We start from the raw sequence: 25,843 nt of genomic DNA, 5'->3' as shown, positions 1-25,843 counted from the left end.
CTAGGTGGAACAAAACCGCAATCAAACAAGTCAAAACCCCAGAAGGAGAACCCCATGAAAGTCAGGAACTCGTTGCGTGCCCTCAAGAAGATCCCCGGGGCGCAAGTTGTCCGCCGGCGCGGCCGCACCTTTGTCATCAACAAGCTGAATCCGCGCTTCAAGGCGCGCCAAGGCTAGCTCCCCGTCTAGGCTGGGCAGAGTACCCCGCTACGCGAAGGAAGTCCCGTTATGCCGATCCTCAATAAAGACATGACGCTCTGTATTTCTCTCTCTGCCCGGCCGAGCAACAACGGAACGCGTTTCCACAACTTCCTCTACGAGGCGCTCGGCCTGAACTGGATCTACAAGGCCTTCGCTCCCACCGACCTCCCGAACGCGATCGCCGGCGTGCGCGGCCTGGGGATCCGCGGCTGCGCCGTCTCGATGCCCTACAAGGAAGACGTCATCGCTCTTGTCGACCGCATGGACGCTTCGGCCGCCGCTATCGACTCGGTCAACACGATCGTGAACGACGCCGGCGTACTGACGGCCTACAACACGGACTACACCGCGATCGCCCAGTTGATCGAGCGCAACGCGATCGACCCGGCGTCGTCCGTGTTGCTTCGCGGTTCCGGCGGCATGGCCAAGGCCACCGCGGCTGCCTTCCGGGACGCCGGATTCTCCCGCATCACCGTGGTTGCCCGGAATGAAAAGCTCGGGCAATCCCTCGCGGGGCTCTATGGCTTCGGCTGGCAAGCCGAAGTAGGGGACTCGACGGCGGATGTGCTTGTCAATGTCACACCGATCGGCATGGCCGGCGGACCCGACTCCGGCTCACTGTCCTTCCCCGAAGCGGCGGTGGCGGCCGCAGAGGTAATCTTCGACGTCGTCGCCCTCCCTGCGGAGACGCCGCTCATCAAGGCCGGTCGCGCGGCAGGCAAGACCGTGATCAGCGGCGCTGAAGTAGCCACTATCCAAGCCCTTGAACAGTTCGTGCTGTACACGGGCGTCACTCCAACGCCGGAGCAGGTGGCCGCGGCGGAGGAGTTCACGCGCGCCCAATAGGGCGCGCGTGAGAGGCCAGCTCAGGCCGTCGCTACCGGCTCCACCACAACAGCCACCTTTTCCTCGCCGATCCTGGTGAGGACCAGGGTGGCTGTTTTGTTGCCGAGCGCTTTTGCCGAGCCTTTTCCTGCCGGTAGCAGCTGCTTCCGCAGCTCCTCCGGGGTGACGGAGGTGCCGCGCTTCTTGATGTCCAGGACGCCGACGCCGTTGGCCTTCACCCAGGCTTTGAGGGCTTTGACGTTCAGCGGCATGACTTCCAGGACTTTGTAGGCGCGGGCGAACGGGGTCTCCACCAGTTCCGGAGCGCAGATGTAGGCAATGTGTTTGTCCACCAGGTGGCCGCCGAGCCGGAGCGCGACGTCGGCAACCAAGCCCGCGCGGATCACCGCACCGTCGGGTTCGTATAGGTATCCCGCCACGGGCCCGACGTCGGGTACCGGGCCGCCGTCGAAATCCTCGCCGCTGGTGATCTCGGCCGCGCCCTGCGGCCCGATGACCAGGGCAGCGCGGCGGACGCCGGGTCGAGCGACGTCGTTGAACCACAGGGTCACCTCGGTGACGTCTCCTCCGACCGAAACCCACTGCGCCTCACAGCCGGCCGGAACCGATTCGTGCGGCATCCCGGGGCCCATCTTGACGCCTACAGACTTGCCGGTAGCCGCCAGCGATTCAACGAAGGACAACGGCGGCGAGAACGCCTCCGGATCCCAGATCCGTTTGGTCCCCGACGACGACGTCGTGCGGCGCGCCGGATCAAGCCAGACGCCGTCGACGCCGTCAAGGGGCACCGACGTCGCATCGGAGTGCACCACGGATGCGTGCGGGAAAGGCATGAGGTTGATGGTGGCGCAGGCGGCGGTGGTCTCATCGAGCTCCACGGCGGTGACCTTGATGTCCATGGAGGCCATGGCCATGGAGTCGGCCCCGAGCCCGCAGCCCAGGTCCGCCACGTGCTGCGTGCCCGCCTTGGCGAAGCGTTCGGCGTGCCTGGCTGCCACATTGAGCCGGGTGGCCTGTTCCAAGCCGGCCTGCGTGAAGAGCATCTGCCGGGCGAATTCGCCGAACTTGGCCTCGGCCCGCGTACGGAGCCTGGACTGGGTGAGCACGGCGGCCACGAGGGCGGGGGAGTGGCCGTCTTTGCGCAGCCGCGCATTCAGGGCGAACGCTTCGCCATCGCGGTATGGTCCCAAGGACGCCAGCAGTTCCCAACCCTCGGTTGTCAGTAGGGGGGCAATCTGGTCCTGGGGTGTGTCAGCCATGGGAACTAGCCTACTGGCCGCCCGTCACCTACCGGCCGCCCGTCATACGGGGCGGAGAGGGCTCCATGACCATCCGGGCCGATAGGGTTGATGCCATGGAAGACAACCCAGTACGCCAGCCTGACGACGCCAATGGTTCTCCCTCTGCTCCCGATAAACGTCCCTTCACCGGAAATCTCTCCACGTATGCCCGTCCTGCGCTCATCGTGGGTGCTGCGATCGCCATAGTCTGCATCGCGCTCTTGATCATTATCTTCTTCCTCGACTCCTTCAACGCGGCCACCTACTCCATGACCGGAAAGAGCGTCCAGGACGCCACGGACGAGGCCCGCGACATCCGTGACACCTACATGGGTGCCCGTATCGGCGCGATCATCGGACTGGTGGTGTCCGGCGTCGTCGCGCTCGCCAGCGGCGTAGTGCTCTACCTGAACCGCGGAACCGCGCCGGAAGAAGAGTACGACGACGGCGAGGACGTTGACTTCGACGACCTCGCCGGGCAATGAGCTACTTGAGCTGCAAGCGGCCTGCCGCCGTTCACCCGTGACGGAATTCTGGCACTCGCCTTGACCGAGTGCTAATGCTTACATAGAGTCTTGATTAGCACTCTCCCTAGGCGGGTGCTAATCATGCCGCCAGGCACTTACCGGCACCGCGACGACGGTAAGCACGCCACGGCACCCCTGGTTTGATAGTCCATGTACTACCTCACGTAAAGGAGAGATCCGAGTGTCGGTCTCCATTAAGCCTCTCGAGGATCGCATTGTTGTCCGCCCGCTCGAAGCAGAGCAGACCACGGCTTCCGGCCTGGTTATCCCGGACACTGCACAGGAAAAGCCGCAGGAAGGCGAAGTTGTTGCAGTTGGCCCCGGCCGCTTCGATGACAACGGCAACCGCGTGCCCGTCGATGTAACCGTTGGCGACGTCGTCATCTACTCCAAGTACGGCGGAACTGAAGTCAAGACCGGCGGCAACGAATACCTCGTTCTGTCCGCCCGCGACGTTCTGGCGATCGTCGTTAAGTAATTTCCTGGATCCCGCATCGCAGATCGAGTCGGACTTCTTCTGACTGAATCGGCGGTGCGGGTTTTCCGTCTTGAAAGGACACAACCATGGCAAAGCAGCTAGCGTTCAACGACGCTGCCCGCCGCTCGCTCGAAGCAGGCATTGACAAGCTCGCCAACACCGTCAAGGTGACCCTTGGCCCGCGCGGCCGCAACGTCGTTCTGGACAAGAAGTGGGGAGCTCCCACCATCACCAACGACGGCGTGACGATCGCCCGCGAGGTCGAGCTGGACGACCCGTACGAGAACCTTGGCGCCCAGCTGGCCAAGGAAGTCGCCACCAAGACCAACGACGTCGCAGGCGACGGCACCACCACGGCTACCGTGTTGGCACAGGCCCTCGTCAAGGAAGGCCTGCGCAACGTTGCCGCAGGCGCAGCCCCGGGTGAAATCAAGCGCGGCATCGAAGTCTCGGTCCAGGCCGTTGCCGCCCGCCTCCTGGAGAACGCCCGCGAGGTAGAAGGCACCCAGGTTGCCAGCGTTGCAGCGATCTCCGCCCAGAGCGACGAGGTTGGCGAACTGCTGGCCGAGGCTTTCGGCAAGGTCGGCAAGGATGGTGTCATCACCATCGAAGAGTCCTCCACCACGCAGACCGAACTGGTCCTCACCGAGGGCATGCAGTTCGACAAGGGCTACCTGTCCCCGTACTTCGTCACCGACGCGGAACGCCAGGAAGCTGTCCTGGAAGACGCGCTCATCCTGATCAACCAGGGCAAGATCTCCTCGCTGCAGGAATTCCTGCCGCTCCTTGAGAAGGCCCTGCAGGCAGCCAAGCCGCTCTTCATCATTGCCGAGGACATCGACGGCGAGGCACTGTCCACGCTGATCGTGAACCGCATCCGTGGCACCCTGAACGTCGTTGCCGTCAAGGCTCCGGGCTTCGGTGACCGCCGCAAGGCCATGCTGCAGGACATCGCCACGCTGACCGGCGCGCAGGTTGTCTCCCCGGAGCTCGGCCTGTCCCTGGACCAGGTTGGCCTCGAGGTCCTCGGCAGTGCCCGCCGGATCACCGTCACCAAGGACAACACCACCATTGTTGACGGCGCCGGCACACCGGAGGACGTCGCAGCACGCGTCGCCCAGATCCGTGCCGAGCTGACCCGCACCGACTCCGACTGGGACAGGGAAAAGCTGCAGGAACGGCTTGCCAAGCTGGCCGGTGGCATCGGCGTCATCAAGGTCGGTGCAGCCACCGAGGTTGAGCTCAAGGAAAAGAAGCACCGTATCGAGGACGCAGTGTCCTCCACGCGTGCCGCCCTTGAAGAAGGCATCGTGTCCGGCGGTGGCTCTGCCCTCATCCACGCTCTCAAAGCATTGGACGAGGACTCTGCCGTCAAGGCCTTGGAAGGTGACGCGGCTGCCGCCGTCGGCATCGTCCGCCGCGCCCTGACCCTGCCGCTTCGCTGGATTGCCCAGAACGCCGGCTTCGACGGCTACGTCGTCGTCGCCAAGGTTGCCGAGCTGGAAGACAACCACGGCTTCAACGCGAAGTCCGGCGTGTACGAGGACCTGATCGCCGCTGGCGTGATCGACCCCGTCAAGGTCACCCGCTCCGCACTCCAGAACGCCGCGTCCATCGCAGCCCTGGTTCTCACCACAGAGACCCTGGTTGTCGAGAAGCCGGCCGAAGAAGACGAGCACGCAGGCCACAGCCACTAATCCCCACCGCCTCCCTAGCCTCGCTTCGCTTCGGCCAGGGAACCCGGGCGGCGTGGGCCCACACCGCCTCCCTAGCCTCGCTTCGCTTCGGCCAGGGAACCCGGGCGGTGTGGGCCCACCTGCGTGAAAGAAGGCCCGGTCCCCTTTCGGGGGCCGGGCCTCCTGCTTTTGCGCTACCGGGCAACCTCTCCACGTGCCTGCCCACAGTTGGCGCTCGGCAATCACCCCGTGAACGCCCAGCTGGGCATGGCCTAATTGACGGATGGGTGCCTTTCGGATGAGTTTCGATTGGCATTGAACATTACGAATCAGTAAGATTTATGGTTCGTTCTAGGTCATTGAGGGGCATTCTGGTGTTAACTGCGCAAACGGCGGCTTCTATCAAGGAGCAGAGTCGTTCCAGTATCACCAGCCGAAAGTCAAAGTTTCGTCCCGAAATTCAGGGCCTGCGCTCCCTTGCCGTGCTCATGGTGGTGTCCTACCACGTGTGGTTCGGCCGCGTTTCCGGCGGCGTCGATGTTTTCCTTTTGGTCTCTGCATTCTTGATGACATTGCAGTTCACAAGCCGTCACGAGCAGGGCCGCCCCATGGATCTCCTGAGGCACTGGCTTCATTTGTTCCGTCGGCTGCTTCCGGGCGCTGTCGTCGTCCTGCTAGGTACATTGGCCGCCATTTTCGTGGTGCTCCCCAAGACTCAATGGGCAGCTCTGGTTGACCAGGTCTGGGCATCACTCTTCTACGTCCAGAACTGGCTCCTTCAGCGCGAAGCCGTCAACTACTACGCCGCAGATCACAGCCAAGCGAGTCCGCTGCAACATTTCTGGTCACTCTCGATCCAAGGCCAGGTGTTCATCCTTTGGCCGGTCATCTTCGCGCTCGTTGCGCTGGCTTGTAGAAAGTACGGTCTTCGTTACCGGGTCGCTTTGACCTATGTATTTGGCCTGATCTTCGTGGTGTCGCTCACGTATTCAGTCATTGCGACGGCGACCGACCAAACCACTGCCTACTTCGACACTTTCGCCAGGCTGTGGGAATTCGCCATCGGAAGTTTGGTTGCCCTCATTTTGCCGGTGTTGACGCTATCGAAGCCCGTCCGCGTGGTGATGGGCTGGGTTGGCATCGTGGCCATGCTGAGCTGCGGGATCGTGCTCCAGGTCCAGACGGCGTTCCCCGGCTTCGTGGCCCTCTGGCCCACTCTCGCAGCGGCCTGCGTTATTGCCGCTGGCCAGACAGGCAGCCGTTTCGGGGTGGACCGGATCCTCAGCTCCAAGCCTCTTGTGCGCCTGGGCGACAACTCCTACGCGCTGTATCTGTGGCATTGGCCGCTGCTGGTCATCTCCCTCATTTGGACTGGAAAAGACCATGCCGGGTGGCTGTCAGGCACGGTGATCATTGGAGCCTCCCTGGCTTTGGCGTTCCTGACCACCAAGTTCGTCGAGAAGCCAGTCAGGGATTGGAAGTGGCCGGAAGTAAACCGCCGACGTGCCGCCGTCGCGATCGTCGCCTGCCTCTCTCTTGCCATAGCTCCGCTGCTCGCTTTCAATGTGCAGCAGTACGTGACCGCCAAAGTCGCCATGGAGCAAGCGCAAAAGGACAACCCAGGAGCGGCTGCCCTCGTGCCCGGTTACGTCAACGAAGTGGGCGCGAACGCGGTTCTCCTCCCCACCGCGGAAAAGTTGGCACAGGACTGGGCAAATCTACCCAGCCAATGTGCCGGAGATCTGAAGCCTGCTTCCAAGCTCCTCCTGCCGGGTTGTGGTCAAAACAATCAGGCCGCTGGCTCGGATCACACCGTCCTGGTGCTGGGTGACTCGCATGCGCAGCAATGGCTCGGGGCGTTGGCCCCCGTAGCTGAACAAGAGCAATGGCGCCTTTACCACCTACTGCTCGGCGGATGTCCGTTCAGTGTTGATAGCACCGGCCTGGACGAGCAATGCAAGAGCTTCAATGATGCGGTCCGCCAACAGATCGACGCGAACCCCCCGGATGCTGTCTTCCTGGTGGGAACGGCGGCAGCTCCATCCTCGCCCGATGAAAAGTTGACCGTTGGCTTCGAGGACACAGTCAAGATGCTCACCGGGAAGGGCATTGACGTGATCGCCGTCCGTGACAACCCGAGATTCGATTTCAACATGGCAGATTGCGTCGTGGTCAAGGGACCGCACAATCCCGACTGCAATCCCGGCGAAGCGCAGCAACTCGCCCCTGAAAACCCGCTTGCCGCCCTCGAAGGGAAGTACACAGGCCTGTCCGTCCTGGACATGACCGATCTGATTTGCAACGGCAGCGAATGCCCCGGAGTTGTGGGTAACACCTTCGTCTATCTTGACAACAACCACCTCTCCAAGACCTACGTTGCGAGCATGGCCCCCATGCTGAAGGAAAGGTGGCTGGCCGCCACGGGGTGGAGTTAGGCATCCGGAGCGCGGGCACACGATGTTGCCGGCCGGACAGCCCGACGCCGGGATGGCCGGGTGCCGTTGCTCACATTGCCCGTGCGGAATATGGGGATCGGCGGCGAGGTTCTACTATTTATTCAGAACCTTTCTGCACAGGCCAGTCCCGTAATGACGGGCTGGTCATCAGCTGCAACCCCTACCAGAGCAACCCCCAAGAACCAAGGTAAGAGGCGCACTCATGACCCAGCCCGAACACGACCCCTTCGGCTTTGTTGGCCTGACCTATGATGATGTCCTGCTGCTGCCGGGCCACACCAACGTCATCCCGTCCGAAGCTGACACCTCCTCACGGATCTCCAAGCGAATTTCGGTCCAGACCCCCCTGCTGTCGGCCGCCATGGACACGGTCACGGAGTCGCGGATGGCCATCGCCATGGCCCGCCAGGGCGGCCTTGGCGTGATCCACCGCAACCTGTCCATTGAAGACCAGGCCGACCACGTGGACCGCGTCAAGCGCTCCGAGTCGGGGATGATCACCAACCCCCTGACCATCCACCCGGAAGCAACCCTTCAGGAACTGGACGAACTGTGTTCGCGTTACAGGGTTTCCGGCCTGCCCGTTATCGACCCCGATGGCCGGCTGCTGGGTATAGTCACCAACCGGGACACCCGCTTTGTGCCGGAGTCCGATTTCCCGCTGCGCCTGGTCAGCGACGTCATGACCAAGATGCCCCTTATCACGGGCCACGTTGGCATCAGCCGCGAAGAGGCCTCGCACAAGTTGGCCACCAACAAGATCGAGAAGTTGCCCCTCGTTGACGAGCAGGGACGCCTCAAGGGCCTCATCACCACCAAGGACTTCACCAAGGCCGAGCAGTACCCGCTCGCCACGAAGGACGAGGAAGGCCGGCTCCGTGTCGGCGCCGCCATCGGGTTCTTCGGCGATGGTTGGGAACGGGCCATGACGCTGATCGACGCTGGCGTCGACGCTCTGTTCGTGGACACCGCCAACGGCCACTCGCAGGGTGTCCTGGACATGATCACACGCCTGAAGTCCGATCCCGTTGCTGCGCACGTGGACATCATCGGCGGCCAGGCCGCCACGCGTGAAGGCGCCCAGGCGCTGATCGACGCCGGCGCCGATGGCATCAAGGTGGGCGTTGGTCCCGGCTCCATCTGCACCACGCGCGTTGTTGCCGGTGTTGGCGTCCCCCAGATCACGGCCATCTACGAGTCCTCCAAGGCAGCCATCCCTGCCGGTGTCCCGCTGATCGCCGACGGCGGCCTGCAGTACTCGGGCGATATCGGCAAGGCACTCGTGGCCGGAGCCGACACCGTCATGCTCGGTTCTTTGTTGGCCGGCTGTGACGAATCGCCGGGCGAGCTGATCTTCGTCAATGGCAAGCAGTTCAAGAGCTACCGCGGAATGGGTTCCCTGGGCGCCATGCAGTCCCGTGGCAAGAACACGTCCTACTCGAAGGACCGGTACTTCCAGGCGGACGTTTCCGGCGATGACAAGCTCATCCCCGAAGGCATCGAAGGCCGCGTCGCGTACCGCGGTCCACTCTCCTCGGTGGCGTACCAGTTGGTCGGCGGCCTGCGCCAGACCATGTTCTACACGGGTGCGCCCACCATCGCCGAACTCAAAGCCCGCGGCAAGTTTGTGCGCATCACCGCAGCCGGTCTGAAGGAGTCCCACCCGCACGACATCCAGATGACCGTCGAGGCTCCGAACTACGGTTCACGCTAGGCAGTCAGTTTTCAAGCAAGCCCGCCACCATCACTGCGAAGGTGGCGGGCTTGCCCATTTCCGCGGTACCGCTGCCCGTCATCACGGCGCCTCGCTGCCGGTACATGGCGCCGCACTGGGATAACCTAGAGCAGTGACTTATGAGATTGAGATTGGCCGTGGCAAGCGTGGGCGTCGTGCCTACTCCCTGGATGACATCGCGATCGTCCCCAACCGCCGGACGCGTGACCCCAAGGACGTCTCCGTCTCATGGCAGATTGATGCCTACAAGTTTGAGATGCCGGTGATCGCCGCGCCCATGGACTCCGCCATGTCGCCTGAAACGGCCATTGCCCTTGGCCGGCTTGGCGGCCTCGGCGTGCTGGACCTTGAAGGCCTGTGGACCCGCTACGAGGACCCACAATCCGTCTTGGACGAGATCTCTGCCCTTGAGGATGAAACGGCCAGCCCTGCTGTCACTCGCCGTATGCAGGAGCTTTACAAGGCCCCTATACAGCCCGAACTGATCACCAGCAGGCTCGCGGAAATCCGTGCTTCCGGGGTGACCGTGGCCGGCTCGCTCACGCCTCAGCGCACCCAGGAGCACTACAAGACCGTCGTTGCTGCCGGCGTCGACATTTTCGTCATCCGGGGTACAACTGTCTCGGCTGAGCACGTCTCCAAGAACCACGAACCGTTGAACCTCAAGCAGTTCATCTACGAACTTGACGTCCCGGTGATCGTCGGCGGAGCCGCTGGTTACACTCCCGCCCTGCACCTTATGCGTACCGGCGCGGCCGGCGTTCTGGTGGGCTTCGGCGGAGGCGCAACCACTACCACGCGCCGCGCACTTGGCATCCATTCACCCATGGCTTCCGCCATTTCCGACGTCGCAGCTGCCCGCCGCGACTACATGGACGAGTCCGGTGGACGGTATGTGCATGTGATCGCCGACGGCGGCATGGGTTCTTCGGGTGACATCGTCAAAGCCATCGCGATGGGCGCCGACGCCGTCATGCTCGGCAGCGCCTTGGCCCGTGCCGAGGAAGCGCCTGGCAAGGGCTGGCACTGGGGCCAGGAAGCCCACCACCTCGAACTGCCCCGCGGTGACAGGGTCAACGTCGGAACGGTTGGACCGCTTGAGGAAGTGCTCTTCGGGCCGGGCCACCACACCAACGGCACCTCCAACCTGATCGGCGCGCTACGCCGTTCGATGGCGACAACAGGCTATTCGGACCTGAAGGAATTCCAGCGGGTCGACGTCGTCGTCTCGCCGTACTCAGGTCAGTAGGCTACTGTCCGGGCCGCCTTGGCCGTAGGGTGAAAACCCTGCCCAAGCCCGCGCACAAGAAGTAGTGTGGGGAACTACGGGCTTTGTGCGATGGGAGGCGTCCAATGAGCAGTGTTGCAGATGGTTCGCAGAGGAATGATGCATCAGCCGGTGCATTGAGTCCAGAGGCGCGGGCCAGGTCCATCGAGGTACTTAAGGGCACCACGGAGCCCGGCCAGGAACTCGACATCTTGATCGTCGGCGGAGGCGTCGTCGGGGCCGGGGCAGCCTTGGACGCTGTGACCCGCGGGTTGTCCGTGGGCATTGTCGAGGCCCGGGACTGGGCTTCAGGCACATCGTCGAGGTCTTCGAAGCTGATTCACGGCGGGCTGCGCTACCTGGAAATGCTCGACTTTGCGCTGGTCCAGGAGGCTCTCCAGGAACGTGGGCTGCTGATCCAGCAAATCGCGCCACACCTTGTCCGGCCCGTCCCGTTCCTGTACCCGTTGACCCGGCGTTTTTGGGAACGGCCCTACGTAGGCGCGGGCATCTTCCTCTACGACACGCTCGGCCTCACTTCAGGCCACAGCCGCGGCGTCCCGATGCACAAACACCTTTTCCGGCGCGGAACGCTGAGGGCTGCCCCGAGCCTCAAGAGCGACGCGTTCGTCGGCTCCATCCGGTACTACGATGCGCAGGTTGACGACGCCAGGCTGGTAGTCAACGTCGTCCGCACAGCGGCACACTACGGAGCACATGCCGTGAACAGGATGCGCGTTGTGTCCTTCGTGCGCGAAGGTGAACGCGTGGTGGGCGCGAAGGTGGAAAACCAGGAAGACGGCAGCATCATCGAAGTCCGGGCCAAGCAAGTGGTCAATGCCACGGGGGTCTGGACTGACGAGACCCAGGCCATGGTGACGGATCGCGGCCAACTCAAGGTCCGTGCTTCCAAAGGCATCCACCTCGTGGTTCCGCGCGACCGTTTCCAGTCCACCGTCGGATTGATCCTGAGGACCGAGAAGTCCGTGCTGTTCGTCATTCCCTGGGGCAGGCATTGGATCATCGGCACAACGGACACCGACTGGAAGCTGGATAAGGCGCACCCTGCCGCGTCCACCAAGGACATTGACTATGTCCTTGAGCACGTCAACCGCGTCCTGAAAAGGCCCCTGACGCGAGAGGACGTCGAGGGCGTGTACGCCGGCCTGCGTCCATTGTTGGCAGGGGAGAGCGATTCCACGGCCAAACTTTCACGCGAACACGTCGTGGCCCACCCTGTTCCGGGCCTTGTGGTAGTTGCCGGCGGCAAGTTCACCACGTACCGGGTCATGGCCAAGGATGCGGTCGACGAAGCAACCCGGGCGATGGACGAGCGTGTTCCTTCGAGCTGCACGGACACCATACCGCTGCTAGGCGCCGAGGGATTCAAGGCGGCATGGAACCGCAGGGGGAGAACTGCGGATGAAGCTGGAATCCACGTCGCCAGGGTGGAACATTTGCTCAACCGCTACGGTTCGATGGCACCGGAAGTCCTGGCTGTCATCAAGGACAACCCTGCCATGGCTGAGCCGCTGCCCGGTGCCGACGACTATCTGGCGGCAGAAGTCGTCTACGCCACGACCCACGAAGGCGCCCGCCACGTCCACGATGTCCTGACCCGCCGCACCCGCATCTCGATCGAGTCGTGGGACAGAGGTGTTTCCGCGGTCCCTGTTGTCGCTAAGCTGATGGGAGAAATTCTCGGCTGGAGCGACGCGCAGCGGGAAAGCGAAATCAAGCACTACCTGGCCCGGGTGGAAGCTGAGCGGCTCAGCCAACAGCAGCCCGACGATGAATCGGCCGATGCTGCGCGTATGGGCGTCGATGACATCGTTCCCCTGCGCTGAGCGCCCTGGGTTGGCTGGGCACACTGGAGGGAAACGACTTGGCGGAACCACTGGACCCGTATGATGCTGAACTGACGACGCCGGAGACCGTCATCCTCGAAATGGAAGCGGTCGACAAGACAGACGCCGCAGGCCAGCTCGCGGAACGGCTGTATGCCGCCGGTCGGGTCACAGACCTTGAGGGCTTCCTCAAACACGTCAACTCTCGGGAACACCAGCTGGCCACGGGGCTTCCAGGCGGCATCGGTTTGCCGCACGCCCGCAGCGAGTTTGTTTCCCGGGTGTCGATCGCCGTCGGAGTTACCAAATTCGGACATTCCCTGGACTTCGGTGCCAGCGACGGTCCGGCCACCCTGGTCCTGCTCATCGCCACACCGGCCAGTTCATTCTCGGACCACTTGGAAGTCCTGGCCACTTTGGCGCGGTCACTCTCCAAGGAATCGTTCCGCGAATCCCTCCGGCGCGCCCACGATCCGGAAGTCATCGCCGAGCTGATCAACTCCAGCTTGGTGTTTTTCGACCACTAGAGATTGGGGCAGGCCCTTGCGTGTCGCGTTCCGCGCCACGCACGGACCCTGCTGCCCCACTCTAGGAAGGGGCAGGCCCTTGCGTGTCGCGTTCCGCGCCACGCAGGGACCCTCTGCCCACTCTAGGGGGAGGTCCTCTCGTTTAGCTGTTCTACAGCTTGACGAAGTACGGTTAAGGGGTGTTGAAAACCGCTCTGAAGCCCCGCTGGATCGCAGGACTTGTCTTCGCGCTCCTGCTCTCCGGGGTGTTCGTGCTGCTCAGCCAGTGGCAGTTCGGCAGATCCACCCAGAGTGATGTGCCAGTCGATCCCTCCGCGGAGCAAGTCAGGCCCCTCACCGGAGTCCTGCAGCCCGGAACGTTCTTTCCGGGTTCCGTGTCGGATCAGATGGTCAGTGCGAAAGGCAGCTACGACCCCGCCAAGCAAGTCCTTGTGGAAGGCCGCCTGCTCGCAGGGCAAAAAGGATACTGGGTAGTAACCGCATTTGCTGTCGACGGTGCTCCCGTTCTTCACGGCGTTGGCGCTTCGCCGAAGACCTGGATCCCCGTGGCGCGCGGCTGGGTCGCCGATCCCGCCCAAGCCGGCCCGCCGCCGTCGGGCACAATTGAACTGACCGGACGGCTCCTGCCGTCCGAGGCCCCAGTGCCAAACGTCGACGCCGGAGCGGGCCGCGCGTCCGCGGTTTCGGTTGCGGAACTCATCAACACGTGGGAAATTTCAAGCTATCCGGGCTTCGTCGCCGCAACGTCGGAAATATCGGCAGGCAAGACCCTAGCGCTCCCGGAGCAGCTGAAACCCCTCAATATCCCGGCCCAGCCTCCCAGCCAACAGATCAACTGGCTCAACCTCTTTTACTCTGTGGAATGGGTAGTCTTTGCGGGCTTCGCTCTCTACATCTGGTGGCGCATGGTGGCCGACGACTACCGGCGCACCCTCGAAGAGGAAGAGCCCGACGACGAATCCCCATCCGACGATTTGCCAGCAATTACCAAGCCAGAACAGGTAAAGCCATGATTGAGCCCAAACCGGCCATCCAACCCGAACAGTCCGGAGACTCCGGCGCGAAGCCGGCCGCGGCCAAGAAACGCCGCTTCGGTGGAACAACGGCCCAGATCCGCTCGGCATTGAAGTTCTACAAGGTCATGGCCTACCTCACCGGCACCATGCTCCTGCTCCTGTGCGCCGAGCTCGTGGCGCGCTATGTGTTCGGCGTGTACCTCTTTGCCGGCGGTACCAATGCAGCCACCGGGCAGCCTTTCGGTTTCGGGTTCGCTGACGCGGAGTCGAAGGCAGTCCTCGGCGGCGTCAACGTCTCCGTTACGGTACTGATCGTCCACGGCTGGATGTACGTGGTTTACCTCATCTCAGATTTCCGTTTGTGGTCCCTTATGCGCTGGCCGTTCACGAAGCTCATCCTGCTTGCCCTGGGCGGGGTTGTCCCGCTGATGTCCTTCATTGTGGAGAAGAAATTCCACTCGGAGGTGGAAGCGGAACTGGCCGCCAATCCGCAGGCCTCCAAGCGGTACTGATCGGCCGGTCGCGGCGCGCATTGTGAGATCGCTAACGTCGGGGCCGGTTTGGCCGCTTCACGACCGGCTTCAAGGTGCACCGGGGCATCCCGGCAAAGTAGGCTGTTACGGTGACTACTCCCACCGCACCCTTCAGTTCTGAAGCTCAGACTTCCCAGAAGCCGGTGCTGGTTGTTGACTACGGTGCCCAGTACGCGCAGCTGATTGCCCGCCGCGTCCGTGAAGCGAATGTGTACTCGGAAATTGTTCCGCACACGTTCACCACCGAGCAGCTTCTGGCCAAGAACCCGGCAGCGATCATCCTTTCCGGCGGTCCTTCAAGCGTTTATGCCGAAGGTGCTCCGAGAGTTGGCGCAGACCTTTTCGAGGCCGGCGTGCCGGTCTTCGGCATTTGCTACGGCTTCCAGGCCATGGCCAACGCGCTCGGCGGCAAGGTCGCACAGACCGGGTTGCGCGAGTACGGCGCCACCGAGGCCACCACGGTTGGCGAGGCACGCTCCATCCTTGCGGGCATCCCGGACTCCCAGAACACCTGGATGAGCCACGGAGATTCCGTACACGAAGCCCCGGCAGGCTTCGAGGTCCTGGCGACAACCGCCGGCGCACCTGTAGCCGCTTTCGCGAACGAGGAAAAGCACCTCTACGGCGTTCAGTGGCACCCGGAGGTCAAGCACTCGGCCCACGGCCAGCAGGTTCTCGAGAACTTCCTGTTCAACGGAGCGGGCTTGAAACCGAACTGGACTACGGGCAACATCCTCGAAGAGCAAGTGGATCGGATCCGCCAGCAGGTCGGCGATTCCAAGGTCATCTGCGGTCTCTCCGGTGGCGTCGACTCGGCCGTTGCCGCAGCCCTTGTGCAGCGCGCCGTGGGAGACCAGCTCACGTGCGTGTTCGTGGACCACGGTTTGCTGCGTGAAGGCGAAGCCGAACAGGTCGAACGCGACTTCGTTGCCGCAACCGGCGTCAAGCTTTACGTGGCGAACGAGCAGGAGCGTTTCCTGTCCGCCCTGGCCGGGGTCAGCGATCCCGAGACCAAGCGCAAGATCATTGGCCGCGAGTTCATTCGCGCGTTCGAAGAAGCAGAGCGGGCCATCATCGCCCAGGCTGCGTCCGAAGGCGAGAGCATCAAGTTCCTCGTCCAAGGCACGCTTTACCCGGACGTCGTCGAATCCGGCGGAGGCGAAGGTGCTGCGAACATCAAGAGCCACCACAACGTGGGCGGCTTGCCTGAGGACCTGCAGTTCGAACTCGTTGAGCCGCTCCGCGCGCTGTTCAAAGACGAGGTGCGCGCCGTGGGCGCGCAGCTTGGCCTGCCGCAGGAAATTGTCGGACGCCAACCGTTCCCTGGTCCGGGCCTCGGTATCCGTATTGTCGGAGAAGTGAACAAGGAACGCCTGGACCTGCTGCGCAAGGCAGACGCCATCGCGCGCGCCGAGCTCACTGCGGCCGGACTCGACAACGATGTCTGGCAGATGCCGGTGGTCCTGCTGGCCGATGTCCGCAGCGTCGGGGTACAAGGCGACGGACGTACCTATGGACACCCGATCGTGCTGCGTCCCGTTTCTTCCGAGGACGCCATGACTGCCGACTGGTCGAGGCTCCCTTATGACCTCCTCGCCAGGATCTCCAACAGGATCACCAACGAGGTAGACGGAGTCAACCGCGTGGTACTGGACGTCACAAGCAAGCCGCCGGGAACCATCGAGTGGGAATAGCATTCTGAGTGACCGGCCTCTTTCCAGAGGCCGGTCACTTTGCATTTCCCCTGAAATCAGGGGTAATTTGCCTTCCAGCAGTGTTGCGGTGCGGACTGCAGGTCGATTCCCGCTACCCTCGAAAGTATGCCGATTTGGTCCAAGTCGTCTCGAGCTAGAACAGAAAAGAAGGCAGCGGTGTCAGTAGGTCAAAGCCACGAAGAGAGTTCTGCAGAGCTCCGGAAATGGCTGTCGGGGCTCAAACCTGTGACTGGCGCGGACACCATGCTGCGCTTCGTCAAGACGCCGGAAGGGTCGATCGACCTTAGCAACGGCCACCCTTCAGGCCTCGCGCAGCTCCTCGCAGGACGTCGAACCCGTCTTTCTACTTTGATCCGGGATCGCCAGCAATATCTTGTTGCCGCCCGTGCGGCCAGGAACCTTCGTTCGAAGATCTTCGAGCTGGGAAACGACCGGGGGATCGACGCCGGCTACTTGTCCTGCGGAACAGTCGTGTGGACATCGGCTGTCGGAGGAAAGCCCCAGCGTGTCTCTGCCCCCGTCATGTTGGCAGCCATTTCGCTCACGGCTCGGCCCGGCGAGGATGACTACGAGCTGCAACTCACGGAACAAGCGGGGATCAACCCAGCCTTGGTCCGGCATTTGAAGACCGTCCATGGAATTGTCTTCGACGTCAATGCCGTGAGCCGCATGGCCTACAACACCGCGCGACTTGATCCCCAGCCGGTCCTTGACCGCCTTGCCACTCTGGTGCAGCCGATCCCTGGTGCCGAGGTGACCCCCAATCTCCTCATAACAACCTTGGCGGATTTGTCCGGGAACTTGGACGACCCCTGGATCAACGAGAGCAGCAGAGTCGTTGCATCCTTGTTGGAAGCCGCCAATGGCGGGGACGTCGAACCTGAGCCCATTAAGTCCGGGCGGTTCCCGAACCTTGACGAGCGCGACCCTGCCGAGGAGTCGCTGCTCCTGGATGCCGATGCTGACCAGCAGTACGTCGTGGATGCCGTCCGGGCAGGCGATTCGCTGGTGGTCACCACCCCGCCGGGAAGCGGTCAGACGCAAACGGCCATCAATGCCATCGGTGCACTTGTCAACGAGGGCAAATCGGTGCTTGTGGTGGGCGACCGGCGAGCGAGCCTCAACGGCCTCGCCAGTAACTTCGAAGCCCTTGGCCTTGAGTCGATGCTGTTCAGGCCGGGCAACGGTGCCACGGCCCAGCAGCTCAAGGGCCAGTTGGTCAGCGCGATCATCCGCAACGAGAAGTCGCTGGAACCCCAACTTGCGAATCTTCACAAGACCCTGACCGAGCACCGCCATGCCCTCATGGACCATGTCGCGTCTTTGCACAACGTTCGCCAGCGATGGGGATGCTCGCCCTATCAGGCAATGCAGTCGCTCGCGGAGCTGACCTCGATCCAGCCAGCCCCCGCGACGACAGTGCGGTTGAAGCGCAGCGTATTGGACAACATCAAAGACCGCGCCGAGCTGGCTGGAAGGCTGCGCCGCGCTGCCGAACTTGGCAGCTTCAGCAGGGCGTCGACGTCGAGCCCTTGGTACGGTGCGCGCTTGGTCACGCGCAAGGAGACGGAGGAAGCCCAACAACTGGCCAGCACCGCCGCCGAGCGCCTTCCCAAGCTGCAGGAGCGGATGAACCAAGTTGCGGAGCACTCCGAAATCCGGCTTGGAGCGAACTTCGCCGAATGGGGCTCCCAACTTGAGCTGTTGATGGCGGTACGGGAAAGCCTGGACAAATTCACTCCGGATATCTTTGACCGGCCGGTCCACGATCTGATTTCGGCTACTGCCACCTCCGCCTGGCGTCGTGAGCGGGGCCTCGAGATGCCGTCGATGCAGCGCTCCCGCTTGCGTCGCGTGGCCAAAGAATACGTCCGGCCCGGTGTCCACATCGCGGATCTGCACAGTTCCCTGGCGCTTGTTCAGGAACAGCGGGCGCTTTGGGCCGAGTATGCCACCACCCAGCGCCATCCCGCTGTGCCATCGGGACTCGCGGACTTGGGCGCCACATACCGCGAACTGGACCGCGATCTCCGCCGTCTGGGCGATTGCCTCAAACACACGGCCGACGGCGGCGACCTGCACGCGACCCGCTATGAAGCCCTCATGGAGCGTCTTGAGCGTCTTGTCGCGGATACGGGAACTCTGGAGACTCTGCCGGAGCGTACGCTTTTGGTCGAGAACATGCGCGAGCACGGACTCGGCGAGCTTCTTTCGGATTTGGCGCAGCGCGAAGTCCCTGCCGAATCCGTTGGCGCCGAACTTGAGCTTGCCTGGTGGCAGTCTGCCCTGGAAGCCATGATCAGCGGTGACGACTACCTTGCCATGTCCGACGGCGATTCCCTCCGTCGTCTCGAGGCCGAGTACCGCCTGGCCGATCACGCGCACATTGCCAGCGGCGCAGCCCGGCTGCGGTGGAAGCTCGCCGAAATGTGGCGGGCCGGTATTGCGGAACATCCCCGCCAGGCAGAGCTCCTGCGGAATCTGATCAAGGACGGCCGCGTTACCCTCTCGGCGCTCAGCGCCCAGGCGCCGGCTTTGGTTTCCCGGCTGGTGCCCGTGTGGTCGATCAGCCCATACCTGCTGACCGGGCTTTTGCCTGCCGAGCAGAAGTTCGACGCAGTGGTGATTCTCGATGCCGAGAGCACGTCTTTGCAGGCGGTGCTGCCGGCAATCGCCCGGGCCGAACAAGTCATTGCCTTCGGTGATGCGAAGATCGCCAACGCCCGCACATTCAGTGTGGCCGTGGAGCCTCCCATGGCAGGCGTCGCGAGCCAGGACACGGTTGACAGCGCCTTCAGTGCGTTGGCCCGCGTCTTGCCGACCTGGCAGCTGAACTGGGTGTATCGCGCCGTTGATGAAGATCTGGTGCTGCAACTGAGCAAGAATTACTACGATGGCGGCCTGCGTCGACTGCCGGATGGCCAATCCGTAACCGGGCTGGACCGTTCGGTCGTGGTTGAGTACATTCCGGACGGCACTGGCCTGCCCGGTGCGGATCACGAAGGTGTGGAATCGGTTGCGGCCGAAGTGAACCGTGTGGTGGATCTGGTTTTCGAACACGCCAGTCTTCGGCCCCGTACCTCGCTCGCCGTTGTGACGGCAAGCCTGCGCCATGCTGCAAGGATCGGCGAAGCCATCAGGCTCCAGCTGCCCAACTATCCTCTGTTGTCCGGTTTCTTCAACGCGGGTGCGGAGTCCTTCCGGGTGGTGGATTTGGAGCGTGCCCAAGGATTGGTCCGCGACCACATCATCTTCTCCCTGGGCTTCGGGCGCACGCCGCATGGCCGGGCGCTGCACAGTTTCGGTCCCCTCTCGATCGAAGGCGGCCGCAATAAGTTTGCTTTGGCGATGACCCGCTCGCGCAGATCCTTGCACGTCCTGAGTTGCTTCCGTCCGGAGGACCTGGATCTGGACAGACTGGCTCATGGGGCGGTCGATTTCCATGAACTCCTTGACCGCGAACTCTCGGGCAATTCGGATTTGGGGACACCGGCAACCAGGGCCGCGGCCAGCGAGCAGGCGCTCGGTGAAGATCCGTTGGTGGCGGATCTGGGCGAGCGGCTCCGTGCTCGTGGAGCCCGGGTGTGGCACCACTATGACGGAGCACTGGACATCGCCGCGGCGGCCGATCCCGTGCACACCATCGGCCGTGATGACACCGAGATGCCGACGCCCGTGGCCATTGAGTCGGATGGCACGGAACGATACCGCCGCATGAGCGTCCGGGAGCGCAGCAGGCTCCGGCCTCAACTCCTGGAGCGCCTCGGCTGGCGTTACATGTCTTTGTGGACCATCGAAGTTTTCACGGACCCTTCGTCCTGTGCGGATCGCATCGGTTCCTATCTTGGACTCGAAAAGCCGGTTGGGCCCTCCTATGGCGCCGTCGAGCATGGATTCCTGGACATGGATGTTGAACAATTGGAACCGGGCAGCCAGGCGGAACCGGGCAGCCAGGCGGAACCGGCTCCGGCCAAACTTGGCGGTACGCAAGGGCCCGGCCCGGGGCCAGCTATCCACTAAGGAAGCGCAATGCCCGAGAGAAAAAGCATAAAGGCCAAACACCCCGCGGACGCTCATGCGGTGGGGGCTGGCACGGAGCTGGACAAGCAGGAGAAAACAGAATTGAAGCCCGCACCTGAGCCGAAGCCGGCAGGAGAAGGCATTCTGCCCAAGAAAGCCTCGGAGGATGATCCACGCCGCTGGGGTGACGAGCCCGGTTACGATCATGACGCCTGGCTGAAGGAGCAAAGGCCTCCACACTGGGGCTGACATTCCACGATAATCCTTGAGTATCCGAGCGGGGTATCTCATTGCCGGTTGCCCGCAGGATTGACTAAGACGAAGAACAATTTTCCCCGAGTGGAAGCTCCTGCCAGGATTTCGGCCTGTTGCGGATTTGCGGCGACAACCACGAGGCCGTCGGACTCGTTCGTACCTAGCCACTGGTTGGCCTTGACTCCTTGTGCGGACGTCCACAAAACCGGGACGGATGCAGCCAGGAGTTCGGATTTCTTGCCGGGCCCCTCAAGTCCATCAGCCGCCGTGAGCACGACGTTGACCAACTGGCCCGGCGAAACAAGTTGGATTGAAGCGGGATCGGCCATGCGCAGTGGAACGGCTGCCGCTGCGGGCGCGGCGCCGGTCAGCAGGCCTGGACCCAGGAATTGGGCGTCGGTGGGGACCTGCCCTTTCTGAAGAGGCGAGGCAAGCTGCTTTCCCCGGTATCCAATGCCAGCGGTGAGTGCTCCGGCGGGAGCTCCGCCCGGAAGAACTTCGAGAGGCTTGAGGTCGGAATCTGCCAAGGTGGACCCGGCCGGAAGATCCCTGGCCGCGGCGAGAACCATCACCCGTTGTTCAGAAGCAGGAGTTAGCTGGTGCACCGTGATCCCGGAGGCCACACACAGCAGGAGTGCCACCACGAGGCGGCGGTTGCGGTTCAGCCAGTTGCCGAACCTGTGGTGGCTGGAATGTCCCGGGGAGCGCCAGGGCGGCGGGCAGAGCTTAGGGGCAGCGCCGGAGCACTGCGAGGGCGGGCTCTGGCGACGGGCGCGAGGCGGCTATTGCCTGGAATCGAAGAAGAGCCCGTTGAATGGGGCCCTTGGGTTACAAACGGGGTGGGTGGCATGCTGCCACGCTAACCGGGCTACTAGTCCGGTGACAGGGCCTTAATGAGCTATGTGGAAAAGCGGAATCAGCTGGCCGCAGTTGCCGGAACTGACGCTGGGGCCGGGGATGCGGCCGGCGCGGCAGGAGCAGCCGAAACGGTGCTTCCCTTGGAGTCCCGGGAGTCCGTACGGTAGAAGCCAGAACCCTTGAAGACGACGCCCACGCTGTTGAATTTCTTGCGCAAGGATCCTTGGCATTCGGGGCAGTCAGACAGGGAGCTGTCTGTGAAGGCCTGAACAATGTCAAAGGCGTGGCCGCAGTCTTTGCAGGCATAGGCATATGTGGGCACTGGTGGATCCTCCTCCGGGACGAACTACAGGTCCCGTGCCGCCATGGCGGATTGTTCCATCCATTAGCAGTCCCAGGGCCTGAGTGCCAATTCTATCATCCGACGTCGGGGTCGCCGCCAGAGAATGCCGCCAGAGAATGTGGTGGAGGGAACAAACGCAAGCCCTGATCAGTCGCCCCGCGAAAGTCTGACGATGCGGCGGGGAGTGAGTGCCTCAGCCACAGGCTTATCGAACGGTTCCGCGGGGATGGTTCCTGCAGGCAGGACCTCGTCGTCATATACGACGGCGACAGTCGGGGGGCGCTGCCCGTCTTCGTCTAGTTTGTCGAGGAGCCGGTCGTAGTATCCGCCGCCCTGGCCAATGCGGTTGCCTCCCTCGTCGACGGCAGTAGCCGGAAGGAAGATTCCGGTCGCGTCCCTGACGACGTCGCTGTCGAATCGTTCGCCTACCGGCTCATCAATGGGGGCATACCTTGAGCGAACAAAGGCCGTCTCCGGCGTCCAAAACACCCAGCTTAGGCGCCGTTCCGGTTCACAGACCGGAAGAAGAATCCTGTGCCCGGCCGCATGCAGTGCCTCAAGCAAGGGCATTGTTGGCGGTTCGGCAGCCACCCCCACATAGGCGGCAAAAGTCGCCGGTTTCCCGTGGGCAACAGCATCCGCCCATGAGAGGCCGCGGTGGGCAATCCCGGTTCCGGCGTCAGCACGCTGTTGCCCTGTCAGGGCGAGCCTGCGGTTGCGGTTCTCCCGACGGATCTCGTCTTTCAAAGTCACTTTTGCTCCAGTTCTTGCGTCTGTCCGGCGCCTGGGATCCGTAAGGAACGGCGAGCTCCCTTCCATCCAACAGCGTCCCTTTTTGCCTATTGTCCAGTTCCTTCCGTTAGATTAGTCCGGTGACTTCCAATAACTGCGCTGTCCGCAAGGCCGTTATCCCTGTTGCCGGGCTCGGCACAAGGTTTCTACCTGCGACAAAAGCCATGCCCAAGGAGATGCTCCCGGTAGTCGACAAGCCGGCCATCCAATATGTTGTCGAAGAAGCCGTGAGCGTGGGCCTCAATGACGTCCTCATGATCACGGGCCGTAACAAGCGTGCCTTGGAGGACCACTTCGACCGTGTGCCGGCCTTGGAAGCGACCCTGGAGGCCAAGGGAGACACCACCAAGCTGGATTCCGTGCAGGCCACTAGCAACCTCGGTGACATTCATTACGTTCGCCAGGGCGACCCCAAAGGTCTGGGGCATGCGGTGTTGCGTGCCAAGCAGCACGTTGGGTACGAACCTTTCGCAGTCCTCCTCGGTGATGACCTCATTGATGCGCGGGACACTCTCCTGAGCGACATGATCGAGGTCCAGCACAAGACCGGTGGATCCGTGGTAGCCCTCATTGAGGTCGAGCCGTCCCAGATCAGCGCCTATGGCTGCGCGGACATCGAGGACATCGGTGAAGATGGCTATGTCCGCATCAAGCAACTTGTGGAAAAGCCTTCTGTCGATGAAGCTTCGTCCAACTTGGCCGTGATTGGCCGCTATGTGCTTCACCCCTCGGTATTCGACGTTCTCGAGCGGACCGAGCCTGGCCGTGGAGGAGAGATCCAACTGACGGATGCCCTTCAGGTTCTGGCTGCCGGGGAGGGCGAAGGCAGCGGTGTCTACGGAGTTGTCTTCCGCGGCCGTCGGTACGATACCGGAGATAAGCTCAGCTACCTCAAGGCGTGCGTCCAGCTTGCGTGCGACAGCGAAGACCTCGGGCCTGGCCTGCGTGAGTGGCTGCCCGGCTTTGCCGCCGGTCTCAGCAAGTAGCTCCTCGTGTGGGGATCGGCCATTTGGCCGGTGACGCTTGAATGTGGCGACCTCATGTTGCGTCCCATTCGCTACCGGGACAAGAAAGAATGGACCGAAGTCCGCTCGCGCAATAGTGATTGGCTGGCTCCCTGGGAGGCTTCCAACCCGGCACCAGGTGGCCGCCTGCCAAATTATCGGCAGATGGTCGCTTCCCTCAAGCTTCAGGCGCGGCAGGCTAGCGCCCTTCCGTTTGTGATCACTGAGCGCATTCCCGGGTTCCAGGAGCCCAGGATCGTAGGGCAGCTGACGGTCTCTTCCATTGTTTGGGGATCGGCGATGACCGCCACCCTTGGCTACTGGGTAGATCAGGCGCGGGCAGGACGCGGGATTGCTCCCACCGCGGTTGCCTTGGCAACCGACTACTGCTTCGCGACCCTCGGCTTACACCGGATGGAGATCAACATCAGGCCCGAAAACGGGCCGAGCCTGCGCGTTGTTGAGAAGCTTGGATTCCGTGACGAGGGACGCCGCGAGCGTTTCCTTCACATCAACGGAGAGTGGGCTGACCATAGAAGCTTTGCGCTGACCTCGGAAGAGATCCCGGGAGGCTTGCTGGCTGCTTGGCTTGGACACAAAGCCAATTAGTCCGTTTGGGTGAATGACTGTCATAAATCCATTGATTTGCCGACTCTCCGACGACACACCGCGGGCAATGCGGTGACCCCTGCGTATTTGCTTCTACGGTTTTGATTGTGGACTTCCCTCTCAGCAGCTCAGTGATATTGGTGATTGCTGTGGCGCTGTGGATCGTTTGGGTTGCGCCATACATATTGCGGAACCGCCGCCTGCACGTCCAGGTAGCCGGTGACGTGCCAGTGGATGACAGTGAAGATGACGCTCACGAACTGCAACCCGGGGTGGTTCTGTCAATCGCCCCTCGGCAGGAGAAAGCAATGGAAACCATGCAGAGCACCGCAACCGCATTGCCCAAGGAATCCGCCGGCTCCGGCGAACGGCGTGATGCTGCAACGGATGCCGCGGTCTTCAAAGTCAGATATGGGCGCTGTGCGCTTGCCCTAGCTGGCCTTCTCCTGCTGCTCACTGCGGCCGTTTCCGGTGTCCTGCGTATTCTCGGCCTTGTTTCCGGCTGGCTGCCGCTGGTCTCCATAGTTGGTGTTGTTGGAACTGTCTTCGTGCTCCGCCGCCTGGCCATCAGGGACCGCAGGACGAAGATGAACGCGGCCTTCCGCAACGCAATGAGTCCCGCCGTTGAGAATCCCGGCGCGACCACGAAGGCAGTGGACCGCCCGGCGACCAAAATCTTCGATGCGGAAGCCCACTCCCGCGAAACGAACCGCCTGACCGCCGTCGAACTTCGTCAGGCCGCGCTCAACGTTGCCGTCGCTGCCGGCGACAACACAGTCCGGTTTGCAGACGGGTCCAAGGAATCTGAGTGGCAGCCGGTGGACGTGCCCAAGCCAACGTACGTTGACGCTGCAAAGGCCCCGCGGCCGGCTCCGGAACCGCTCGATTTGCCTGAGGCTCCCAAACCCATCGGCAAGCCCACGTTGAAGCAGACCAGCGCACCGTCCGCTGGCACCTCGATCCAGGCGCAGCACGTCAAGCCTCAGAGCGCCCTCAGCAACCTTGACGACGTCCTGCAGCGCCGCCGGGCGTAACCGCCTATGACTTCCGTCTGCGTAGCAGGCGGCACTGGGCAGGTGGGCCGTGAAGTCGTCCGTTTGGCGCTCGACGCCGGACTCGACGTGACGGCGCTGAGTCGCCGCCCGCCGTCGGGCACGGCAACGGCTCATCACGACGGCGCCCGCTACTTTCGGGCGAACGTCACGACGGGCGCTGGCCTGGCAGAAGCCCTGCAAGGGGCCGACGTCGTGATCGACTGCCTGGAAGGGCAGTTCGGCAAAGCGCGCAAGAATTTCGCCGACGGCGGCGCACGCCTGCTCGCCGCGGCCACCGGTGCGGGCGTCCGCAAGGCGGTCCTCCTCTCGATCATCAACTGCGACAAGAGCAATGCCGCCTTTTACGTCTCCAAGGCCGATAAGGAGCGCGTGTATGCGCTGTCGTCGCTTGGGACTGTCGTAGTGCGGGCCACCCAATTTCACAGCCTCGTGGCGGCGGTTTTCCAGGCCGGGGCGAAAGTGCGCCTCATTCCGGTCTTCAAGGGCGCGCGCTTTCAAACGATTTCCCCGTCCGACGTAGCTTCTGTGTTGCTTGCCGAAGCCTTGGAGGAGCCTTCGGTTGTCCAACATCGGACACGAACAATCGGCGGCCCGGACATCCGGACCATGCGTGAACTCGCTGAGACCTGGCGATCGGCTACGGGTCACGCCGGAAGGATCGTTGAGGTTCCGTTGCCCGGGGCGATGGGCAAATTCCTTCGGAGCGGGCTGAATTTGGTGCCGGGCGAACGGACCGGGACAGACACGTTCGAGTCTTGGTTGGCAAAGCGCCAAGATAGTTTGTAGCCTAGGGGCACTGGCAT

The 25,843-nt window shown here is 62.8% G+C and carries 24 protein-coding genes; 19 read left to right on the top strand and 5 right to left on the bottom strand.

Annotated elements, in window-relative coordinates; all coding sequences use genetic code 11:
- Positions 1-54 precede the first annotated feature (54 nt).
- Together ykgO and ACX5I4_RS15605 are read left to right on the top strand one after the other, a co-directional pair.
- A complete protein-coding gene (gene ykgO / locus ACX5I4_RS15610) occupies positions 55-177 on the top strand; it encodes a type B 50S ribosomal protein L36 (RefSeq protein WP_184740519.1) in 123 nt (40 codons plus the stop codon).
- A 51-nt stretch (positions 178-228) separates the two neighbouring features.
- Positions 229-1,047, top strand: a complete 819-nt coding sequence (locus tag ACX5I4_RS15605) for a shikimate 5-dehydrogenase (RefSeq protein ID WP_461837448.1) — start codon at positions 229-231, stop codon at positions 1,045-1,047.
- 20 nt (positions 1,048-1,067) lie between these two features.
- Here ACX5I4_RS15605 and ACX5I4_RS15600 read toward each other — a convergent pair whose 3' ends face one another.
- Positions 1,068-2,306, bottom strand: coding sequence for a THUMP-like domain-containing protein (locus tag ACX5I4_RS15600; protein WP_461837447.1), 1,239 nt, complete (start codon positions 2,304-2,306; stop codon positions 1,068-1,070).
- A gap of 95 nt (positions 2,307-2,401) precedes the next feature.
- On the opposite strand from ACX5I4_RS15600, the gene ACX5I4_RS15595 reads away from it, so the two are divergent.
- The 13 genes from ACX5I4_RS15595 to ACX5I4_RS15535 all read left to right on the top strand — a co-directional run bounded on the left by ACX5I4_RS15595 (position 2,402) and on the right by ACX5I4_RS15535 (position 20,373).
- Positions 2,402-2,812, top strand: a complete 411-nt coding sequence (locus ACX5I4_RS15595; protein ID WP_461837446.1) for a hypothetical protein — start codon at positions 2,402-2,404, stop codon at positions 2,810-2,812.
- Between the two features lie 223 nt (positions 2,813-3,035).
- Positions 3,036-3,332 (top strand): co-chaperone GroES, encoded by a 297-nt coding sequence (gene groES, locus ACX5I4_RS15590; RefSeq protein ID WP_028265041.1) that lies wholly within the window; start codon positions 3,036-3,038, stop codon positions 3,330-3,332.
- Positions 3,333-3,418: 86 nt separating this feature from the next.
- A complete protein-coding gene (groL, locus tag ACX5I4_RS15585; protein ID WP_461837445.1) occupies positions 3,419-5,029 on the top strand; it encodes a chaperonin GroEL in 1,611 nt (536 codons plus the stop codon).
- A gap of 320 nt (positions 5,030-5,349) precedes the next feature.
- Positions 5,350-7,443: an acyltransferase family protein gene (locus tag ACX5I4_RS15580; RefSeq protein ID WP_461837444.1), complete on the top strand. Its 2,094-nt coding sequence runs from the start codon at positions 5,350-5,352 to the stop codon at positions 7,441-7,443.
- A 223-nt stretch (positions 7,444-7,666) separates the two neighbouring features.
- A complete protein-coding gene (gene guaB / locus ACX5I4_RS15575) occupies positions 7,667-9,178 on the top strand; it encodes an IMP dehydrogenase (protein WP_184740509.1) in 1,512 nt (503 codons plus the stop codon).
- 133 nt (positions 9,179-9,311) lie between these two features.
- Positions 9,312-10,448, top strand: coding sequence for a GuaB3 family IMP dehydrogenase-related protein (locus tag ACX5I4_RS15570; protein WP_265976874.1), 1,137 nt, complete (start codon positions 9,312-9,314; stop codon positions 10,446-10,448).
- Between the two features lie 104 nt (positions 10,449-10,552).
- Positions 10,553-12,313: a glycerol-3-phosphate dehydrogenase/oxidase gene (locus ACX5I4_RS15565; protein ID WP_461837443.1), complete on the top strand. Its 1,761-nt coding sequence runs from the start codon at positions 10,553-10,555 to the stop codon at positions 12,311-12,313.
- A gap of 38 nt (positions 12,314-12,351) precedes the next feature.
- On the top strand, positions 12,352-12,840 hold the full coding sequence (locus tag ACX5I4_RS15560; RefSeq protein ID WP_461837442.1) for a PTS sugar transporter subunit IIA: 489 nt from the start codon (positions 12,352-12,354) through the stop codon (positions 12,838-12,840).
- 179 nt (positions 12,841-13,019) lie between these two features.
- Positions 13,020-13,853, top strand: coding sequence for an SURF1 family protein (locus tag ACX5I4_RS15555; RefSeq protein ID WP_461837441.1), 834 nt, complete (start codon positions 13,020-13,022; stop codon positions 13,851-13,853).
- The gene (locus ACX5I4_RS15550; RefSeq protein WP_461837440.1) at positions 13,850-14,368 is read left to right on the top strand and encodes a DUF3817 domain-containing protein; all 519 of its coding nucleotides are present in this window, start codon (positions 13,850-13,852) and stop codon (positions 14,366-14,368) included. The genes ACX5I4_RS15555 and ACX5I4_RS15550 overlap by 4 nt, the downstream gene beginning before the upstream one ends.
- A 110-nt stretch (positions 14,369-14,478) precedes the next feature.
- A complete protein-coding gene (guaA, locus tag ACX5I4_RS15545) occupies positions 14,479-16,083 on the top strand; it encodes a glutamine-hydrolyzing GMP synthase (RefSeq protein ID WP_461837439.1) in 1,605 nt (534 codons plus the stop codon).
- A 177-nt stretch (positions 16,084-16,260) separates the two neighbouring features.
- Positions 16,261-20,124, top strand: coding sequence for an AAA family ATPase (locus tag ACX5I4_RS15540; protein ID WP_461837438.1), 3,864 nt, complete (start codon positions 16,261-16,263; stop codon positions 20,122-20,124).
- Between the two features lie 9 nt (positions 20,125-20,133).
- The gene (locus ACX5I4_RS15535; protein WP_461838796.1) at positions 20,134-20,373 is read left to right on the top strand and encodes a hypothetical protein; all 240 of its coding nucleotides are present in this window, start codon (positions 20,134-20,136) and stop codon (positions 20,371-20,373) included.
- Positions 20,374-20,411: 38 nt separating this feature from the next.
- Here the strand turns inward: ACX5I4_RS15535 and ACX5I4_RS15530 are convergent, their stop codons facing one another.
- From ACX5I4_RS15530 to ACX5I4_RS15520, 3 genes are all read right to left on the bottom strand, one after another.
- Complete coding sequence (locus ACX5I4_RS15530; RefSeq protein WP_461837437.1) at positions 20,412-21,023, bottom strand: RcpC/CpaB family pilus assembly protein; 612 nt, start codon at positions 21,021-21,023, stop codon at positions 20,412-20,414.
- A gap of 272 nt (positions 21,024-21,295) precedes the next feature.
- Positions 21,296-21,559, bottom strand: coding sequence for an FmdB family zinc ribbon protein (locus ACX5I4_RS15525; protein ID WP_461837436.1), 264 nt, complete (start codon positions 21,557-21,559; stop codon positions 21,296-21,298).
- A 168-nt stretch (positions 21,560-21,727) separates the two neighbouring features.
- On the bottom strand, positions 21,728-22,333 hold the full coding sequence (locus ACX5I4_RS15520; protein ID WP_461837435.1) for a 5-formyltetrahydrofolate cyclo-ligase: 606 nt from the start codon (positions 22,331-22,333) through the stop codon (positions 21,728-21,730).
- A 119-nt stretch (positions 22,334-22,452) separates the two neighbouring features.
- Between ACX5I4_RS15520 and galU the strand changes: the two genes are divergently transcribed.
- Together galU and ACX5I4_RS15510 are read left to right on the top strand one after the other, a co-directional pair.
- Positions 22,453-23,358: a UTP--glucose-1-phosphate uridylyltransferase GalU gene (gene galU / locus ACX5I4_RS15515; RefSeq protein WP_461837434.1), complete on the top strand. Its 906-nt coding sequence runs from the start codon at positions 22,453-22,455 to the stop codon at positions 23,356-23,358.
- A gap of 54 nt (positions 23,359-23,412) precedes the next feature.
- On the top strand, positions 23,413-23,985 hold the full coding sequence (locus ACX5I4_RS15510; protein WP_461837433.1) for a GNAT family N-acetyltransferase: 573 nt from the start codon (positions 23,413-23,415) through the stop codon (positions 23,983-23,985).
- Positions 23,986-24,113: 128 nt separating this feature from the next.
- Here ACX5I4_RS15510 and ACX5I4_RS15505 read toward each other — a convergent pair whose 3' ends face one another.
- Positions 24,114-24,242 carry a hypothetical protein gene (locus ACX5I4_RS15505; RefSeq protein WP_461837432.1) on the bottom strand — a complete coding sequence of 43 codons (129 nt, stop codon included), beginning with the start codon at positions 24,240-24,242 and terminating at the stop codon, positions 24,114-24,116.
- 51 nt (positions 24,243-24,293) lie between these two features.
- Here ACX5I4_RS15505 and ACX5I4_RS15500 point away from each other — a divergent pair, with 51 nt between their 5' ends.
- Together ACX5I4_RS15500 and ACX5I4_RS15495 are read left to right on the top strand one after the other, a co-directional pair.
- Positions 24,294-25,019, top strand: coding sequence for a hypothetical protein (locus ACX5I4_RS15500; RefSeq protein ID WP_461837431.1), 726 nt, complete (start codon positions 24,294-24,296; stop codon positions 25,017-25,019).
- A gap of 6 nt (positions 25,020-25,025) precedes the next feature.
- Positions 25,026-25,826 (top strand): SDR family oxidoreductase, encoded by an 801-nt coding sequence (locus ACX5I4_RS15495; protein ID WP_461837430.1) that lies wholly within the window; start codon positions 25,026-25,028, stop codon positions 25,824-25,826.
- The last annotated feature ends 17 nt before the right edge of the window (positions 25,827-25,843 follow it).

The sequence above is a fragment of the Arthrobacter sp. MMS24-S77 genome (genome assembly GCF_054888235.1).
Note: the sequence above shows the minus strand (reverse complement) of the source record. Positions and strands in the feature narration are given on the sequence as shown.